The sequence below is a fragment of the Micromonospora tarensis genome, from assembly GCF_016803395.1.
Lineage (GTDB): Bacteria > Actinomycetota > Actinomycetes > Mycobacteriales > Micromonosporaceae > Micromonospora > Micromonospora tarensis.
Genome location: NZ_JAEVHL010000029.1, coordinates 26,355 through 42,440, shown reverse-complemented (window position 1 = coordinate 42,440; position 16,086 = coordinate 26,355). Strand labels below are relative to the sequence as shown.

Genomic DNA, 16,086 nt, shown 5'->3' with positions numbered 1-16,086 from the left:
GGTCCGCGGCACGTTCCGCCGGGCTGGGCCCCGCCGGGCGGCCATCCCGGTTGGGCTCCACCGGCCGGTCATCCGGGCTGGCCCGGCCGACCGCCCGAGCCACGACCGCACGGTCTCCGACTGGCCGGCTACGGCCGCCGGTTCACCGCCCGGCTGATCGACTTCGGTCTCGTCTTCGCCCTGAACGTGCTGGTCAACGGCTGGTTCGTCTGGCGCTGGGCGCAGGAGTGGGCTCCGTACTGGGAGGAGGTCTTCCGGCGGGCGGCGCGGGGCGACACCTCCGCCGACGGCCTGCCGATGCCCGGGGAGCAGGCCGGGTCCCTCCTGGTGGCGATCCTGCTGATCGCCACCGCGCTCTGGCTGGCGTACGAGGTGCCCAGCATGGCCGCCGGCGGGCAGACCATCGGTAAGCGGCTGATGCGGATCCGCGCGGTGCCGATCGCCGCCGACCAGGCGCTGGGCTTCCGCCGGGCGTTGAGCCGGTGGAGCACGCTGGGCCTGCCAACTCTGCTCTGGTACTGCGCCGGCCTCGGCCTGGTGCTGCAACTCGTCGACGCTCTCTCGCCGCTCTTCGACCACCCGCTGCGTCAGGCACTGCACGACAAGCGCGCGCAGACGGTGGTCGTCGAGGTCCCGTACCGCACCGATTCCGCCCCCTCGAACGACCGCGACCAGCCCCCGGGAGACACCCCATGACCGACTCCGGACGTCACCAGCCGGCGCTGCGGCTGACCCGCGCCGACCTGGACGCACTACCCAACTACGTGCCGGGGCGCAGCCCCGCCGACCTGGCTCGGGAGCTGGGCCTGCCGGAGGCCATCAAACTGGCCAGCAACGAGGTTCCGTACGGGCCGCTGCCGGGTGTGGTGGAGGCGGTCACCGAGGCGGCCATCAGCGCCCACCGCTACCCGGACATGGGCGTGGTCGCGCTGCGTGACGCGCTGGCCCAGCGGTACGGGGTGGACGCGGACCGGGTCGCCACCGGCTGCGGTTCGGTGGCGCTGGCCGAGCACCTGGTGCGGGCCACCTGCCTGCCCGGCGACGAGGTGCTCTACTCGTGGCGCTCCTTCGAGGCGTACCCGATCATCGCGGCGACCAGCGGCGCGACCAGCGTGCGGGTGCCCAACGACGCCGGGCACGGGCACGACCTGGCGGCGATGGCCGCGGCCGTGACCGACCGGACCCGGGTGATCCTGGTCTGCAACCCGAACAACCCCACCGGTACGGCGCTGCGCCGGGCCGAACTGGACCGGTTCCTCGACGCGGTGCCGGACGACGTGCTGGTGGTCATCGACGAGGCGTACCGGGAGTTCGTGACCGACCCGGAGGTGCCGGATGGGTTGGACTACCTGGACCGGCCCAACGTGGCGGTGCTGCGCACGCTGTCCAAGGCGTGGGGGCTCGCCGGGCTGCGGATCGGCTGGCTGGTCGCCCAGCCGGCGGTGGCCGCGGCCATCCGCAAGGTGGTGACGCCGTTCTCCGCCAGCGCGGCAGCCCAGGCCGGGGCGCTCGCCGCGCTGGCACAGGCCACCGAGATGGAGCGGCGCTGCGCCCTGGTTGTCGCGGAGCGGGACCGGGTCACCGAGGCGTTGCGCAAGTTCGTGCCCGACGTGCCGACGAGCGAGGCCAACTTCGTCTGGCTGCCGCTGGGCGACCGTGCGGTGGCATTCGGCAAGGCGTGCGAGGCGCGCGGGGTGATCGTCCGGCCGTTCGCCGGGGACGGCGTCCGGGTCACCATCGGCACGCCTGCCGAGAACGACGCCTTCCTCGCGGCGGCCGAGGCCGCTCTCGCCTGATCGGGGCGTCGGGGTCGGTCCGTCAACCCCCTACGGACCGACCCCGACGGCTAACCGACCGGTACGGGCTGCCGCATCCTGCGCCGGTACGTGTACGCGGCGAACAGGAGCAGGACCAGCAGCGACCCGGCCGCCGACGAGGTCAGCACCAGGCCGGAGCGGTCGACCCGATCGGCGACGGCGGGCCGGGCACCGAAGGTGACCGAGCCGGTGGCGGTCCGCTTCGTCCATCCGCTGGCCAGGGCGAGCCGCGCCTGCCAGGGTCCGTCCGGCAGCCGGCGGTCCAGCGCGACCCGGATTGTCGTCCGGCCGTCGAGCGGGAGGGTCTTCGCCTCGGCCCGGACGGGGCCCGCCGACAGTCCTCCCGGCCCGTCGGCGAGCCACAGGTCGCCTGCCAGGTCGAGGGCGCGTTGGCCGGTGTTGCGTACCTCGGCCGTCACGAAGGGGGTGCCCTCCGCGTCCCGGCCGCCGGTGAGTTCATCCACCTCGAAGCCGGAGGGCGGCTCCCCGCCCGGTCCCACCGACAGGTAGACGCGGATACCGGCCCGGGCGACCTGCTTCACCGTCTGCCCGTCGCGGCCGGCCGTCTCGGCCCAGACCACGGCGTACCGCTCACCGGCCTCGGCCTTCTCCGGCACCCGGATGGTGACCCAGATCGTCGCCTCCTTGTCCGGGCCCAGCACCACCTGCGTCTCGTCGACCCGGATCCAGCTGCTGAGCTCGTTCTCGCTCCGATCGGGCCCGAATTCGAAGCCGTTGTCGGTCACCTCCGCCGAGGCGGGGTAGACATCGATTCTGCGGCGCACCTCCGAGTCGTTCTTCACCACCATGCGTCGCCGGATCGTGGTGCCGGGGTGGACGTGGTCCACGATGTACTTGTGCGCCCGCGTGTCGTCGCGCCGGTTGACCGGGGCGTCCAGCAGCCGTACGCCAACCTCGGCCGGCACGTCCTCGGGAGTGGGGCTGGTCGACGGGCGGGGCCGGGCCGAGCCGTCCCTCCGCGCGGTGTCGCCGGCGGCCGGCATGCCCGCTTCAACGAGCCCCCGCTCTCCGGGCACGTCCGGGGACTGTGGCGTCGGCGCCGCCGAGCCAGCCAGGGTGGTCGGGTGCGACCGCGCCTGCGCGGCCGATCCGGGTACGGCCGGCGCCCCGGCGGCGACCGCGAGGGTCACCGCCAGGGCGAGGGCGCGACGGAGCTCATGCCACCGAATGGGTGATCACCCCCGTGTAGGTTCCCCCGACCGCGCTGGCCGGGATCGTGATGCCGGTCGGTTGCCCCGGCACGAGGGTGCCCCCGCCGGTGCTTCTCACCACGGGACCGGACCAGTAGGAGACCTGACCGTTGCTGATGGTCCGCTGCGCCCCACCTCCGCCGGTGGTGAAGGCGGTCGCGCTCACCGTGGCGACCCACAAGTTGGGATTCACCTGCCCGCGCTGGTCGCGCACCTCCACCGCGCCCAACTGCCCGACCAGCACGCCGCCGACGAAGGCGCGCCGAGGTTGACCGAGGCCGGCACGGTGATGTCGATCCCCACGGTGAGGGCCAGTTGCACCGTACGGACCGGCGTCGCGGCCTCGACGGGCGCGGCATTACCGGAGGCGGCCAGGACCAGACCGAGGGAAACAGCTAGCGAGCGCACAGCTGGAACTATATGCGCCTCTGTCCGCTTTGTCGGCTAAAGTGCGGGTTTATGTCGATACGAGCAGGACCGTCTCGGCTGTCAGGAAGTACTCCTGGTCGTCATCGTCGGGGCTGGCCCCCTGCCGGGCACGCTCGACCGCGAGGTAGCCGTCGGCCGCATAGGCCCGGCCGGGCTGCCAGCCGGTCCCGTCCCGGCCGATGTCGAGGACGAAACGGGACCGGACGGTCCCGGTGCCCGGGTCGAGGGTCACCAGTTCCCGCTGGTCGGTGACCAGGTGCACCCGGCCCGGTTCGACGGCGAGGATCCGCACCGGCCCCAGGTCGGGCCGGCGCCACAGCTCCTTCCCGGTGCGCGCCGACCGTCCGGTCACCACTCCCGTCGAAGTGTCGACGACGCGTTCGCCGTCCAGCTCGGTGTCCGGGGAGTCGAGAGCGGGTGCGGGCACCGGCACCCCGGGGCCGACCAGCCAACCGCGACCGGCGTCGTCCCCGCTGACGAAGGTGCGCACCCCCTGGCAGCCGGACCGCCAGTGCTCGCAGCCGACCGGCACGACACGGAGCGCCTGCCCGGCAGCAGGCGGTCGCCAGCTGGTGCGTACCGCGCCGGTGACCGGGTCGAGGAACTCGACAGTGACCGGGCCGGCGCAGGCCTCCTCCACCATCACCTGACCGCTCCCGGTGGTGCCCACCGCGCCCACGCAGCCCCGTTCCCGGTCGACCCGCCAGAGCCGACGGCCGTCGCCCAGGTCGTACCCGTCGACCCGGCCGGGACCGGCGGCGACGAGCACCGCGCGACCGGCGGCGGTACGCGCGACGTACAGCCCCTCCGGGTTCCAGACCGTTGATGCGTAGGTGCGGCGGGGCTTCGGCACCTCCCCCGGCTCCGGCCCGTCCGCCCGCCAGGCCACCCGTCCGGTCCGCGCGTCCAGCGCCACGAGCGTCCCGTCGGACCAGCGGCTGACGACCGTGGCGTCCGGGGCGAGCACGCCGACGAGCTTCGCCGGCCAGCGGCGGTACGACCAGAAGGGCGTGACCCGGTGCCTACCGTCGACCGGGCGGTCGGCGTACACCTGCCGGGTGCCGGCGTAGACGCGGAGCCGGCCGTCGACGACGACCGGCGCCACCGGCAGCCGGCCGATCACTCCGACGGGCGGATCGGGCGCTGCCGGGTACGCCGCCCGCGCCACCGTCTCGACCTCGGCGGGTGCGAGCACCCGGTGGACCACGGCGGCGACCGCCGCGACGGCGAGCACCGCCGCGAGCGCCACCACGATCCGCCGCACGGGCCTTCTCATGCACACCTCCGCCCGGCACCCTACCGAGCGGCGGGGTCCGGGCCCCTGGCAGGTGAAGCGGTCGCTCAGGCGGCCTGCGCGTCGGCGCCGGGGGTGGCCGCCAGGGTCAGATCGGCCAGGTCGCGGCGGAGCGCACCCTCCACCGCGCGAGCGGCCAGCGTGCCGAGCAGCAACGCCACCACCCGGCCGTACGGCGCGGTCGCGCCGCCTCCTGCGTGATGGTGACAGCCGTCCAGCCTCGGCGACGCCGCCGAACCGGCCGCAGGCTCCAGGTGATCCGGTAATCCGCGCCGCGCCGGAGGAACAGAGCACCAGTCGTTGCGGGGCGAGCGCCTCCACGACCAGGAACTCCTCGGTCAGCGTGCCGCCGCCCGGCTGGGCGCGTTCCTCGCGCCAGGAGGTGCCCGGCCCGAACGGGCCTGGAGTGAGCACCTCGATCGGGCCGGCCGCGGTCAGTCGGGCCGCGCGGCCGGGCAGGTCGGTCAGCAGGCGCCAGACCTCGACAGCGTGCGCCTCGATGAAACCGCTGACCGCGACCGTCGACATGGCACCCTCCCGTGTCCCCGACGGTACGCGGAGTGAGGGCCGGACGGGGCCCCCGGGACGGAATTTCCATCACCCGGAGGCCACGCTCTCCGAAGCGGCGGTCGCTCCGGCACCGGTCGTCGTCGACTGGTGCCGGAGCGCCGGTCAGCGTTCGAAGCGACCGGCTCGAATCGCGCCGATGAAGGATGTCCACCCCGGCGGGCTGACCGCGAGTGTGGGGCCGGCCTGGTCCTTGGAGTCGCGGATCGCGACCAGACCGTGGACGTCGACCAGGTTGTCCGCCACTTCCACGCAGAGCCCCTGATCGTTTGAGCGGCTGCTGGTGCGCCAGATCGCGCCCGCAAGATCGTGCATCGCCAATACCTCCGTGTGCGTCGGGATGCCCCACCGCTGCTGCCGGGCGGGGCCCGGCCCGCGCGGGGCGACTTGATCCGCGTGACCAACGGCGCAACCAGGCCGCTTGATCGCACCCGCTGTGCGATCAAGAGTCCCGTGCATGAGACGACGCGATGACCAGGTGGTCAGGGCGCTCCGGAGAGGGTGGCGGTAACCCGACTCAGCCCGTCCCGGGCAGCCGGTGGGCGGCGCGGCAGCCGGGGCTCAGCGAGCCGGGCGAATGGTGCCGGTGACCTCGCCGAGGGCGATGGTGGTGCCGTCCGGGCCGGGGGCGGTGGCGGTGATGGTGACCGTGTCGCCGTCGGCGAGGAAGGTGCGGCTCTCGCCGCCCACCGTGACCGGCTCGGCCCCACCCCAGGTCAGCTCCAGGAACGACCCGACCTGCCCGCGCTCCGGGCCGGAGACGGTGCCGGAGGCGTAGAGGTCGCCGGTACGCAGCGACGCGCCGTTGACGGTGAGGTGCGCCAACTGCTGTGCCGGGGTCCAGTACATGGTGGCGAACGGTGGCTGGCTGACCGGCTCGCCGTTCCACTCGACCGCCAGCCGGAGGTCCAGACCCAGGTGCGGCACGTCCCGCAGGTAGTCGACCACCGGCGGATTCTGGTCGGGGGCCGGCACGAAGGCGTCGGCGAGGGCGTCCAGCGGCGTCACCCAGGCCGAGACCGAGGTGGCGAAGGACTTGCCGAGGAACGGGCCGAGGGGCTGGTACTCCCAGGCCTGGATGTCCCGGGCCGACCAGTCGTTGACCAGCACCACCCCGAAGACGTGGTCGGCGAAGTCGTCGACGGGCACCCGCGCGCCCAGCGGGCTGGGCACGCCCACCACGAAGCCGACCTCGGCCTCGATGTCGAGGCGTACCGATGGGCCGGTGACCGGGCCCTCGGCGGCGGCCCGCTGCCCGGTCGGCCGGGTCACCGGCGTGCCGGAGACGACGACAGTGCCGGCCCGCCCGTGGTAGCCGATCGGCAGGTGCTTCCAGTTCGGCAGCAGCGCCGGCTGGCCGGGGCGGAAGATCTGCCCGACGTTGGCCGCGTGGTGCTCGGACGAGTAGAAGTCGACGTAGTCGGCCACCTCGATCGGCAGCAGCAGCTCCACGTCGTCGAGGGGCACCAGCAGGGGCTCCACCGCGGCCCGGTGCGCCGGGTCGGTCAACAGCTCGGTGATCCGCTGCCGCACCGCCAGCCACTGTGGACGGCCGAGCGCCATGAAGTCGTTGAGGACGGGCCGGCACAGCGTGCCGGCCGCGAGCACCAGCTCGGCGGTCTCCGCCGCGGCGAGGTCGAGGACCCAGGACCCGATCCGTACGCCGATCCGCGACCGACCCCCGTTCTGCCGGAACACCCCGTACGGCAGGTTCGTCACCCCGTACGGCGAACCGTCAGCGCCGGTCACCCAGGTCATGCGTCGTAGCCCCCGTTCACCAGCCCAAGCCGGATCAGATCGGTAAGTGGTTCCAGGATGCTGCACGAACCGAAGCCGACCCACAGTGGGCGGGGCGAGTCCAGCCGTTCGGTGGCGCGCGCCAGCAGGGGACGCGGGTCGACCACGGTGAGCAGTTCGGCGACCGTGCCAACCCTGGCACCGTCGGCCGCCGCCAGGGTCGCGGCCAGCACGTTGGCGTAACCGTGGTGGGTGAAGCCGGTCTCCGGGTCCAGGTGTCGGACCGCCTGGTGCAGTCCGGCGGTGAGCTTGAACGGCAGGTCCCGGTCGCGGCACGCGCAGATCACCGCGGCCAGCTCGGCCGGGGTGGGGAAGAGTTCGGCAGCCAGGCCGCCGGTGCGGAACTTGGCCGCGATCGGCACCCCGTCGGCCCGGGCGGCGGCGAGCGCGTCCAGCGCTCCCATCAGCCCGAAGGTCAGCGGCAGCTCGGCGTAGACGGCCTCGACGCCCGGCAACGTGTCGATCAGCCGCAGCAGCTCGGCGACGCCGGGCAGCGGGTCCTCGCCGCGCTTGGCGACCGCCACCTCGACCTGCCGGGCGGTGACCCCGTCCGGTGCCAGGAACGAGAGCGCGAACGGCAGGTTCGGCAGCCCGGTGTCACCGATCAGCCCGATCACCAGGCCCTCGCCCGGGTCGACGAGACCGCTCAGCTCGCCCGCCGCGACGGTCGAGGCCGGGAGGAGCAGCGGGCCGACCAGGTCGGCGTACCACGCGGTGCGGTGGGTGCGGTGCGCGGTGAGCGCGTCGGGAAGCGCGGCGCTGCCCGGCGGGAAGACGGCGGCGTCGTCCACCAGACCGTCGAGGAGTGCGGGCACCTGCGTTGACACGGAACAAGAATGTACGGGACGCTACGAGGAACGGACAACAGCGTCCGATTATCGGACGCGCTCGGCCGGTGAACGGGACATATCGGGAGGCGAAATGCCGTACTACCGCAGCGTCGGCGAGGTGCCACGCAAGCGCCACACCCAGTTCCGGCAGCCCGACGGCAGCCTCTACGCCGAGGAGCTGATGGGTCAGGAGGGCTTCTCCTCCGACTCCTCGCTGCTCTACCACCGGCACGCGCCCACCGCGATCCTGGCCGCCGACGAGTACGCCCCACCCGCGTTCACCCGTGCGCCGAACCTGCCGCTCAAGCCCCGCCACCTGCGCACCCACAAGCTGGACACCGGCGGCTCCGACCCCATCCTCGGCCGGCAGTACCTGCTCGCCAACGACGACGTACGGATCGCCTACGTCCTCGCCGACCGACCCTCACCGCTGTTCCGCGACGCCACCGGCGACCACTGCCTCTACGTCGAGTCGGGCACCCTGCGGGTCGAGTCTCCGTTCGGCGTGCTGGACGCGGTCGCCGGCGACTACGTCGTCATCCCCACCTCGACCATCCACCGCCTGGTGCCCACCGGCGACCAGCCCGTTCGACTGCTCGCCGTCGAGGCGGCCGGGCACATCGGTCCGCCCAAGCGCTACCTCTCCGTACGCGGCCAGTTCCTGGAGCACTCGCCGTACTGCGAACGCGACGTCCGCGGCCCCGACGCTCCGCTGCTCGTCGACGGCGAGGAGGTCGAGGTGCTGGTCCGGCACCGGTCCCGGGCCGCAGGACCGGGCGGCGGCGGCACTGCCTGGACACGTCACATCTATGCCCACCACCCGTTCGACGTGGTCGGCTGGGACGGGCACCTCTACCCGTGGGCGTTCTCCATCCACGACTTCGAGCCGATCACCGGCCGCATCCACCAGCCGCCGCCGGTGCACCAGACCTTCCAGGGCCCCAACTTCGTCATCTGCTCGTTCGTGCCCCGCAAGGTCGACTACCACCCGGACGCGATCCCGGTGCCGTACAACCACCACAACGTCGACTCCGACGAGATGCTCTTCTACACCGGTGGCAACTACGAGGCCCGGCGCGGCTCGGGCATCGAGCAGGGCTCGATCTCCCTGCACCCGTCCGGTTTCACCCACGGCCCCCAGCCGGGCGCCGCCGAGCGTTCCATCGGTGCGGACCACTTCGACGAGCTGGCCGTCATGGTGGACACCTTCCGCCCGCTGGATCTCTGCGACGCCGCCGGCGCCTGCGAGGACGAGGGGTACGCCTGGACGTGGGCCCGTCGCGGTTAACGGAAGGCGGTTCTGCTGAAGACGGCGAACTCGGCAACCGCGGTGGCCGCGATCGCCAACACCAGTGGCCACGGCGAGCCGACCACCGCGTACACCAGCAGCAGCACCGGCGCGGCGGCCACTGCGTAGACCGCCAGGGCCATCGCCCGGTCCGAGTGCAGCAGGGCGGGCAGGACGGTCCGGGTCAGCCCCGGCAGCCGGGCCGCGAGTTGCCAGACGACGACCCCGCCGGTGAGCGCCGCGAGCACCGCCAGGACGCGGGAGAAGCCGTCACTCGCCGAGGCCGCGAACGCGACAAGCACCGCCGCCACCAGTGACCAGGCCGCCCCGTAGAGCACCAGGCGGTGCAGCCCGTACGCGAGGGTCCGCGGCGAGTCGATCCGGCTCGGACTGAGCGTCACCGCCTCCGCGATGTGTTCCAACGCCGCCGACCAGCGGCGCTGCTCCAGTCGCAGGACACCCACGTCGTGCCCGGCCTCGGCGACCCGGGGGTCGAGCCGCAACGCCTCCCGGTAGGCCCGCTCGGCCAGATCGAAGAGGTCCAGGCGGGCGGCGACCAGGCTGAGCACGAGATGGGCCTGCGGCTCCTCCGGCGCCAGCTCGACCCCGCGCCAGGCCGCGTTGAGCGCCGGCTGCCCGTTACGCGAGTCGGCCAGGATCGCCGCGGCGCTGCGCTGGGCGTACGCGTCAGTCGGGCCGAGCGCGAGGATCCGGTCGGCGGTGGCCGCGGACTCCGGGTAACGCTCCAGATCGGCCAGCGCCATGGCCCGGACGACCAGCGGCGGCAGTGCCTCCGGGGCGGCGGCCACGGCGGTGTCGGCGGCGGTGAGCGCCTCGGTGGGGCGGCCGGCCGCCAGGTGCACCCGGGCCAGCATGGTGCGGGCGTCCACGTCATCCGGCCGGAGCGCCAGCCCGTAGGCCAGTTCCCCGGCCGCCTCGTCGTGGCGCCGAGCTCGGCGAGGAGCTGGGCCCGCTGAAGGTAGCCGTCGGCGGCGGACTGGTCGGGGGCGGGGTCAGTGGACATCGCGGCGAGCTTAGGCGGCCGGCGCGTCGTACACCAGGGCCACCGCCACCCCGGCCAACCCTTCCTCCCGGCCGGCGAAGCCCAGCCCGTCGGTGGTCGCCGCCGAGACGGTGACCGGCGCCCCGACGGCTGCGGAGAGGACCTGCTGGGCCTCCGCGCGGCGCCGGCCGATCTTCGGGCGGTTGCCGATGACCTGCACGGACACGTTGCTGATCGCCAGGCCGGCGGCCCGCACCCGGCGGGCGTCTCGGTCAGCAGCGCCACCCCGGGCGCGCCGGCCCACTCCGGCTGGTCCACCCCGAACGCGGAACCGAGATCACCGAGACCGGCGGCGGAGAGCAACGCGTTGCAGGCGGCGTGCGCGGCGACGTCGGCGTCCGAATGCCCGGCGAGGCCGTCCTGGTCCGGCCAGAACAGCCCGGCCACCCAGCAGGGCCGACCGGGCTCGAACGCGTGCACGTCGGTGCCGATGGCCACCCTGGGAACGATCATGAGCAGAGCGTACGCGTCAGCCGCCCGTGGCGAGCAGATGCTCCGCCAGCGCCAGATCGAACGGGCGGGTGATTTTCAGCGCGTACTCCGAACCGGGCACGCAGCTCACCGTGACGCCCTGCTTCTCGACGAGCCCGGCGTCGTCGGTGAGGGAGTCACCGGCGGCGGCGTGCGCGGCGCTGAGCACGGCCCGGCGGAAACCCTGCGGGGTCTGCACCGCGCGCAGCGCGGAACGGTCGACGGTGCCGAGCACCACCTCGCCGGCACCGACCTCCTTGATCGTGTCGACGACCGGCAGGACCGGGATCACCGCGTCGCACCCGTCGCGGACCGCAGCTGCGACGGATTCCACCAGCTCAGGTGGGGTGAGCGCACGGGCGGCATCGTGCACCAGGACGATTGTCGGGCCGGCGGGCACCGCCGCCAGGGCGGCGGCCACCGACGCCTGCCGTTCGGCCCCACCCCGCACCACGGTCACCGGTGCGACCGGGGCCAGCAGCTCGCGGACGGCCTCCAGCTCGGCGGCCGGCGCGGCCACCACGATCGTGTGCACCGAAGGCGCTGCGGCCAACCGACGTACGGCGTGCACCAGCAGCGGCTCACCGCCCAGTAGCCGCAGCGCCTTGGGACGACCCGGACCGAGTCGTACGCCGGCACCCGCCGCAGGCACGAGGACCGCGACGTCACCGCGCGGATTCAGCTGCGCGGTCACGTCGCGGTCCTCGGTGGTTTCTTCGCTACGAAGTGGGTAGGACGATGCTGTGCGGCTAGGCCTCGGTGAGGACCTTGTCGAGCAGCGTCTCCGCCTCATCCTTGGTGCTCTTCTCGGCCAGCGCGACCTCGCCGACGAGAATGTCCCGGGCCTTGGCGAGCATCCGCTTCTCGCCTGCGGAGAGGCCCCGCTCCCGCTCCCGACGCCACAGGTCACGCACGACCTCGGCGACCTTCAGCGGGTTGCCGGAAGCCAGCTTTTCCAGATTGGCCTTGTAACGCCGCGACCAGTTGGTCGGCTCCTCGGTGTGCGGAGCCCGGAGAACGTCGAAGACCTTACCGAGGCCCTCTTCGCCGACCACCTCACGAACGCCCACGATCTCGGCGTTCTCGGCCGGCACCCGGACCGTCAGGTCACCCTGCGCGACCCTCAGGACGAGGTATTTCTTAGGCTCGCCCTTGATGACCCGAGTCTCGATTGCCTCGATGAGTGCGGCCCCGTGGTGGGGGTAAACAACGGTCTCGCCGACACTGAAAACCATAGGTTCGAAACCCCTTTCGCTGTGTCTAGGGTAACACGGTCAGGCACCGATGTCTCACCGATGTCCTGACCGTTGGCGCAGCTCAGGGGCCCTGTGAGAGGTCTTGCTTCAGCTTGACAGGCGGTCAAACCGATGGTTCGAACACGCTCCGTAACGCGCAAATGACTGCCCGGTACGGGTGAACGGAAGTCGAGATCAAGGGCTATGCGCTCCTCCCATGGTAGCCCGGTCGGCCGGACCGCGCCCAGATGTAGCGGGAGGAGCCCCCCGTGCGGGACCCTGGAGACCGAGCCACACTCCGCTCTCGAGACGCTTCCAGGAGGTCCGATGGGCAAGCCGGACGCCGAGGGCCACGGACCAGCCGACGGTCTGCCCGGCCTGCCGCCCGAGTGGGGCCGGGTGGTGGTCCCCGACGACGCCTCCGCGCTCGCCGCCGAGGCCGCCCAGATCCGCCGCGAGCTACGCCGGTCCGCCGACCTACCCGGCGGCCACCCGACTCTGCGGCTGCCCCTGCTGGTCCTACTGGTGGCGGTGCTCACCACCCTCGCCGGCCTGGTCGTGGTCACCTGGCCACGAGCCAACCGTGGCACCGACCGCCCGAATCCGGTCCCCTACTCCCCGCCCGCGAGCCTGGCCGGCCGGGCACTGCCCGCGCTGGACCTGGTCGACGCGGACGAGGCGCCGGTGCCGCTGCGCGGCCTGCTGCCCGCCGTGATCATCCTGCTGGACGGTTGCCTCTGCCCGGACCCCGTCACCGACGCCCTGGCCGTGGCACCCGCCGGCGTCTCCGTGGTCACCGTCACCGGCGGACGGACGGTTCCGGCCGGGCGACCAGCCGGGCCCCCGCCGGGTCGACCGGCCAACGGCAGGCCCGCGCACTGGCCGACCCCGCCGGCGGGCTGCGCTCGTTCCTGGGTCAACCGGCCCGCCCCGGTGCGGCCACCGCGCTCCTGGTCGACCGCACCGGCACCGTGACCCGGGTGCTGCCCGAGGTGGGGCCGGTCGACAGCTACCGGGGCGACCTGCTGGCGCTCGCCGCGTGACCACACCCACTCCGTCGGCCGGGAGGGCGGGTGACAGGCGCTAGCGGGGCAGGGTGACGAGTTGCGCCTCGACGTCGATCTCGCGCACCCCGACCGTCGACAGCGACACCCGGAACGGCCTGCCGTGCGCGAGCACCTGGGCGCTGGTGGTCATGCCGTCGCAGTCGATCTCGGACGGGCCGGCCAGTTCGGCCTCGGCAACCGTCACCAGGAGGGTGCCCGGCCTGGTGCAGCGGTATTGCAACACCTGGCGGGGTTCACCGCCGCTCGCCTCCCGGACGACACGCTGCCCCGGGACGATCGTCGTCTGCTCGCGCCAGATCGTCTCGCGGAACGCGGGCAGCTCACCCTGGAAGAAGAGCCAGCTCGGATCGCCCTCGATGTCGGTGATCTGGCCGGTGGCCGGGTCGATCTCCGCTCGCACGATCGCGCCAGTGCCGTCCACCTGCATCCTCAGCCGCTCAGCGGGCGCCCCGGCGGTCAGGGCGCGGTCCAGCTCGGTGCTGACGCTCGGCCTGACCGTCGACGAGGCCGTCGAGGCAGCGACCGGCCCGGCCGTCGGGGCAGGCGCGGCGGCCCGCCACCACCAACCACCGACGGCCAGGACGATCACCGCGGCGCCGTACAGCACCACCGAGCGGAGCCGGTCGTCCGCCGTCACATCCATCCATCGAGCGTACCGGCCGAGCGCCGGGACAATCACTCCCGCCGATCGAGCAGGGCCGCGTACAGGGTGAGACCGGGGCCGAACGCCAGCATCACGATCCGCCGGGCCGCCGGCGTCGCCCGGCTCAGCCGATCCAGGATCAGCAGCACCGTCGGCGACGAGCAGTTGCCGTGCTCGTCGAGCGTCGCGCGGGACGCCGCCAGCCCCTCCGGGGGCAACGCCAGCTCCCGCTCGACCACGTTGAGGATGCGTGGTCCGCCCGGGTGCACCGCCCAACCGTCCACCTCCGAGCCGGTCACGCCGTGCCGGGCCAGCAGGTCGTCGACCAGCTTGCGAACATGCCTCGACAGCACCTGCGGCACCTTCGGTGACAGCCCCATCCGGAAGCCGGCGTCGGTGACGTCCCAGGTCATGTGATCGGCGGTCGAGGTGTCGGTGACGGCGGTGACCTCGCGCAACGCGTACCCCGGGCCGCCGGGAACGACCACGGCGGCGACCGCGGCGTCCGAGAAGAGCGCGTGGGAGACGATCTGCTGGGTGTCCACCCTGGCACTGGACGGTTGGATGTGCAGGCTGGTCAGCTCCGCGCAGAGCAGCAACGCCGGTCGCCCCCGGGCGGCGACGAAGTCACTCGCCGCGCCCAGCCCCGGCAGCGCCGCGTAACAGCCCATGTGACCGATGAACATCCGCTGGGTGTCCGCGGCCATGCCGAGATCCCGGGCGAGCAAGATGTCCAGCCCGGGCGTGGCGTACCCGGTGCAGGAGCAGACGATGAACAACCCGATGTCGCCGGCACCCAGCCCGGCGGCCGTCAGCGCGCGGCCCACCGCCTCCTTGCCCAGCGGCAGGGCCTCCACCTGGTAGCGACGCATCCGGCGCTCGGTCGGCCAGTCCGAGACGTCTTCCAGCAGCGGGTTGACCGCGGCCTGCCGTCGGGTCACCCCCGAGTTCGCGAAGATGCGCTGGGCCAACGACCGGGTCGCCCCGGAGAAGTGCCGGGAGAAGAAGCCCTCCCACAACTCGTCCTGGGAAGCGGACGGCGGCTGTGCAGTCCCGAGCCCCGCGATTACTGGTACGGACACGATCCCCACCTCTCGTCAGATGCTGTCCTCCCCCTGGTCCTCCCACCAGCCACCTCGGCTGGCCTGTCCTTCGCACGAGTCGCGTACGGCCGGCTCACCAACGCGGTGCCGATCCGTCGCGATCCGGGTCGCCGCCCAGTGCGGCGATGCCGAGCCAGTCGGCGCAGACATCCGACGTGGCCGGGTGCAGTGAGCCGCAGCGGGCGTCCCGGTAGAGCCGCTCCAGCGGGTGGCCACGGCGGGTCGCCGAGGTGCCCGCCGCCTCCAACACCGACGCCGCCACCTCGGCGGCCGTCGTGCCGGCAAGCAGCTTGGCCCGCCACACCCAGCGGTTGGTCTCCTCGTCACCCGGTGCCTCGTCCACCCGACCGGCCGCCTCCGCGACCACCAGTTGCGCCGCCGCCGTCGCCGCGTCCGCCCGACCGAGCCGGGCCCGCACGGCCGGCAAACCGGCCAGGTTGCGGGCGTTGAGGTGCTCGGCCGCCGCGTCGATCGCCGCGCGGGCCACCCCGACGTAGACGGCCGCGTAGCTGGCCACCAACCAGTGCGGCATCAACTGGGCAACGACCAGCGCCAACCCCTCCACGCCCCCGAGCAGCCGGTCGGCCGGCACGCTCACATCCAGGTGTAGGTCGTGTGAGGAGGTGGCACGCATGCCGAGCGAATCCCAGGTCGGCTCCACGGTCAGGCCGTCACCGGCCGGCACCAGGAACTGTGAGACCACCGACTGGTCGGCCGCGCTCCGCGCCGCGACCAGGTAGCCGTCGGCATGCCCGGCACCGGAACAGAAGGTCTTGCTGCCCTTGAGGTGCCAGCCCTCGTCGGTCGGCTCGTACGCGGTGGTCAGTTGGGACAGCCGGGCGCCCGCGCCCCGCTCGCTCATCGCCACCGCGTACCAGGAGCCGTGCGCCGCGGCCGTGAGCAGTCGGTCGCGGGCGGCCAGCGCCTCGTCCGGCACGCCCAGCGCCTCGGCCAGCTCCTCGGTGACCGCGCCCAGCGCGCCGGTGACCGAGGCGTGCATGTTGAACACCAGGGCCGTCGCACCGTTGCCCCGGGCGAGCTCCGTGGCCACTGCGGTGTACTCGGCGAACGTGGCCCCCAGCCCACCCAACGCCCGGGGCACCAGCAACCCGAACAGACCGGCCTCGCGCAGGTCGGCGAAGTCGGCCACGGGGAAGGAACCGTCCCGGTCGTGCTCCGCCGCCCGCGCGGCGAACCGCGGCGCCAACCGGCGGGCTGCCTCAAGCGCATGCACCGTCATATCGTCCCCTCCTCGGCGTCTCATACCCCGC

15 protein-coding genes and 4 pseudogenes are annotated in these 16,086 nt (G+C 73.2%); 4 read left to right on the top strand and 15 right to left on the bottom strand.

Features of this window, described 5'->3' with window-relative positions; all coding sequences use genetic code 11:
- Both JM949_RS09490 and hisC read left to right on the top strand, forming a co-directional pair.
- Positions 1-696 (top strand): RDD family protein (locus JM949_RS09490; protein WP_203148050.1); only part of this gene is annotated, 696 nt, incomplete at its 5' end.
- A complete protein-coding gene (gene hisC, locus JM949_RS09485; protein WP_203148049.1) occupies positions 693-1,796 on the top strand; it encodes a histidinol-phosphate transaminase in 1,104 nt (367 codons plus the stop codon). The genes JM949_RS09490 and hisC, both read left to right, overlap by 4 nt.
- Positions 1,797-1,846: 50 nt before the next feature.
- On the opposite strand, the gene JM949_RS09480 is transcribed toward hisC, so the two are convergent.
- The 8 genes and pseudogenes from JM949_RS09480 to JM949_RS09445 form a co-directional block, all read right to left on the bottom strand.
- Positions 1,847-2,968, bottom strand: a complete 1,122-nt coding sequence (locus JM949_RS09480; RefSeq protein WP_203148048.1) for a hypothetical protein — start codon at positions 2,966-2,968, stop codon at positions 1,847-1,849.
- A gap of 25 nt (positions 2,969-2,993) precedes the next feature.
- Positions 2,994-3,221 carry a hypothetical protein gene (locus JM949_RS09475; protein WP_203148047.1) on the bottom strand — a complete coding sequence of 76 codons (228 nt, stop codon included), beginning with the start codon at positions 3,219-3,221 and terminating at the stop codon, positions 2,994-2,996.
- Positions 3,218-3,436 carry a hypothetical protein gene (locus JM949_RS09470; protein ID WP_203148046.1) on the bottom strand — a complete coding sequence of 73 codons (219 nt, stop codon included), beginning with the start codon at positions 3,434-3,436 and terminating at the stop codon, positions 3,218-3,220. Before JM949_RS09470 ends, JM949_RS09475 begins: the two co-directional genes overlap by 4 nt.
- Before the next feature lie 49 nt (positions 3,437-3,485).
- Positions 3,486-4,733, bottom strand: coding sequence for an outer membrane protein assembly factor BamB family protein (locus JM949_RS09465; protein WP_203148045.1), 1,248 nt, complete (start codon positions 4,731-4,733; stop codon positions 3,486-3,488).
- 65 nt (positions 4,734-4,798) lie between these two features.
- A pseudogene (locus JM949_RS09460) lies at positions 4,799-5,279 on the bottom strand (SRPBCC family protein).
- Positions 5,280-5,423: 144 nt separating this feature from the next.
- A complete protein-coding gene (locus JM949_RS09455; protein WP_203148051.1) occupies positions 5,424-5,633 on the bottom strand; it encodes a DUF397 domain-containing protein in 210 nt (69 codons plus the stop codon).
- Positions 5,634-5,879: 246 nt separating this feature from the next.
- Positions 5,880-7,076 carry a fumarylacetoacetase gene (gene fahA, locus JM949_RS09450; protein ID WP_203148044.1) on the bottom strand — a complete coding sequence of 399 codons (1,197 nt, stop codon included), beginning with the start codon at positions 7,074-7,076 and terminating at the stop codon, positions 5,880-5,882.
- Positions 7,073-7,942, bottom strand: a complete 870-nt coding sequence (locus tag JM949_RS09445) for a hypothetical protein (protein WP_203148043.1) — start codon at positions 7,940-7,942, stop codon at positions 7,073-7,075. Before JM949_RS09445 ends, fahA begins: the two co-directional genes overlap by 4 nt.
- 94 nt (positions 7,943-8,036) lie before the next feature.
- On the opposite strand from JM949_RS09445, the gene JM949_RS09440 reads away from it, so the two are divergent.
- Positions 8,037-9,233: a homogentisate 1,2-dioxygenase gene (locus tag JM949_RS09440; protein WP_203148042.1), complete on the top strand. Its 1,197-nt coding sequence runs from the start codon at positions 8,037-8,039 to the stop codon at positions 9,231-9,233.
- Here the strand turns inward: JM949_RS09440 and JM949_RS09435 are convergent.
- From JM949_RS09435 to JM949_RS09420, 4 genes and pseudogenes are all read right to left on the bottom strand, one after another.
- Positions 9,230-10,257: pseudogene (locus tag JM949_RS09435) on the bottom strand (tetratricopeptide repeat protein). The gene JM949_RS09440 and the pseudogene JM949_RS09435 overlap by 4 nt on opposite strands.
- A gap of 10 nt (positions 10,258-10,267) precedes the next feature.
- A pseudogene (gene ispF / locus JM949_RS09430) lies at positions 10,268-10,749 on the bottom strand (2-C-methyl-D-erythritol 2,4-cyclodiphosphate synthase).
- Between the two features lie 16 nt (positions 10,750-10,765).
- Positions 10,766-11,461 (bottom strand): 2-C-methyl-D-erythritol 4-phosphate cytidylyltransferase, encoded by a 696-nt coding sequence (gene ispD / locus JM949_RS09425; RefSeq protein WP_203148041.1) that lies wholly within the window; start codon positions 11,459-11,461, stop codon positions 10,766-10,768.
- A 55-nt stretch (positions 11,462-11,516) separates the two neighbouring features.
- Positions 11,517-12,002 carry a CarD family transcriptional regulator gene (locus tag JM949_RS09420; RefSeq protein ID WP_203148040.1) on the bottom strand — a complete coding sequence of 162 codons (486 nt, stop codon included), beginning with the start codon at positions 12,000-12,002 and terminating at the stop codon, positions 11,517-11,519.
- A 327-nt stretch (positions 12,003-12,329) separates the two neighbouring features.
- Between JM949_RS09420 and JM949_RS09415 the strand changes: the two are divergent.
- Positions 12,330-13,045: pseudogene (locus tag JM949_RS09415) on the top strand (hypothetical protein).
- A gap of 40 nt (positions 13,046-13,085) precedes the next feature.
- Here the strand turns inward: JM949_RS09415 and JM949_RS09410 are convergent.
- From JM949_RS09410 to JM949_RS09400, 3 genes are all read right to left on the bottom strand, one after another.
- Entirely contained in the window at positions 13,086-13,712 is a 627-nt protein-coding gene (locus JM949_RS09410) for a hypothetical protein (protein ID WP_203148039.1), read from the bottom strand.
- A gap of 32 nt (positions 13,713-13,744) precedes the next feature.
- A complete protein-coding gene (locus JM949_RS09405) occupies positions 13,745-14,794 on the bottom strand; it encodes a type III polyketide synthase (RefSeq protein ID WP_203148038.1) in 1,050 nt (349 codons plus the stop codon).
- A gap of 94 nt (positions 14,795-14,888) precedes the next feature.
- Positions 14,889-16,055 (bottom strand): acyl-CoA dehydrogenase family protein, encoded by a 1,167-nt coding sequence (locus tag JM949_RS09400; protein WP_203148037.1) that lies wholly within the window; start codon positions 16,053-16,055, stop codon positions 14,889-14,891.
- Between the last annotated feature and the right edge of the window lie 31 nt (positions 16,056-16,086).

Bases quoted from the DNA above. Each gene is read 5' to 3' on its own strand.
- JM949_RS09455 (WP_203148051.1), bottom strand. From the start codon at position 5,633: ATGCACGATCTTGCGGGCGCGATCTGGCGCACCAGCAGCCGCTCAAAC.
- JM949_RS09400 (WP_203148037.1), bottom strand. From the start codon at position 16,055: ATGACGGTGCATGCGCTTGAGGCAGCCCGCCGGTTGGCGCCGCGGTTC.
- JM949_RS09420 (WP_203148040.1), bottom strand. From the start codon at position 12,002: ATGGTTTTCAGTGTCGGCGAGACCGTTGTTTACCCCCACCACGGGGCC.
- JM949_RS09410 (WP_203148039.1), bottom strand. From the start codon at position 13,712: ATGGATGTGACGGCGGACGACCGGCTCCGCTCGGTGGTGCTGTACGGC.
- JM949_RS09440 (WP_203148042.1), top strand. From the start codon at position 8,037: ATGCCGTACTACCGCAGCGTCGGCGAGGTGCCACGCAAGCGCCACACC.
- JM949_RS09465 (WP_203148045.1), bottom strand. From the start codon at position 4,733: ATGAGAAGGCCCGTGCGGCGGATCGTGGTGGCGCTCGCGGCGGTGCTC.
- fahA (WP_203148044.1), bottom strand. From the start codon at position 7,076: ATGACCTGGGTGACCGGCGCTGACGGTTCGCCGTACGGGGTGACGAAC.
- hisC (WP_203148049.1), top strand. From the start codon at position 693: ATGACCGACTCCGGACGTCACCAGCCGGCGCTGCGGCTGACCCGCGCC.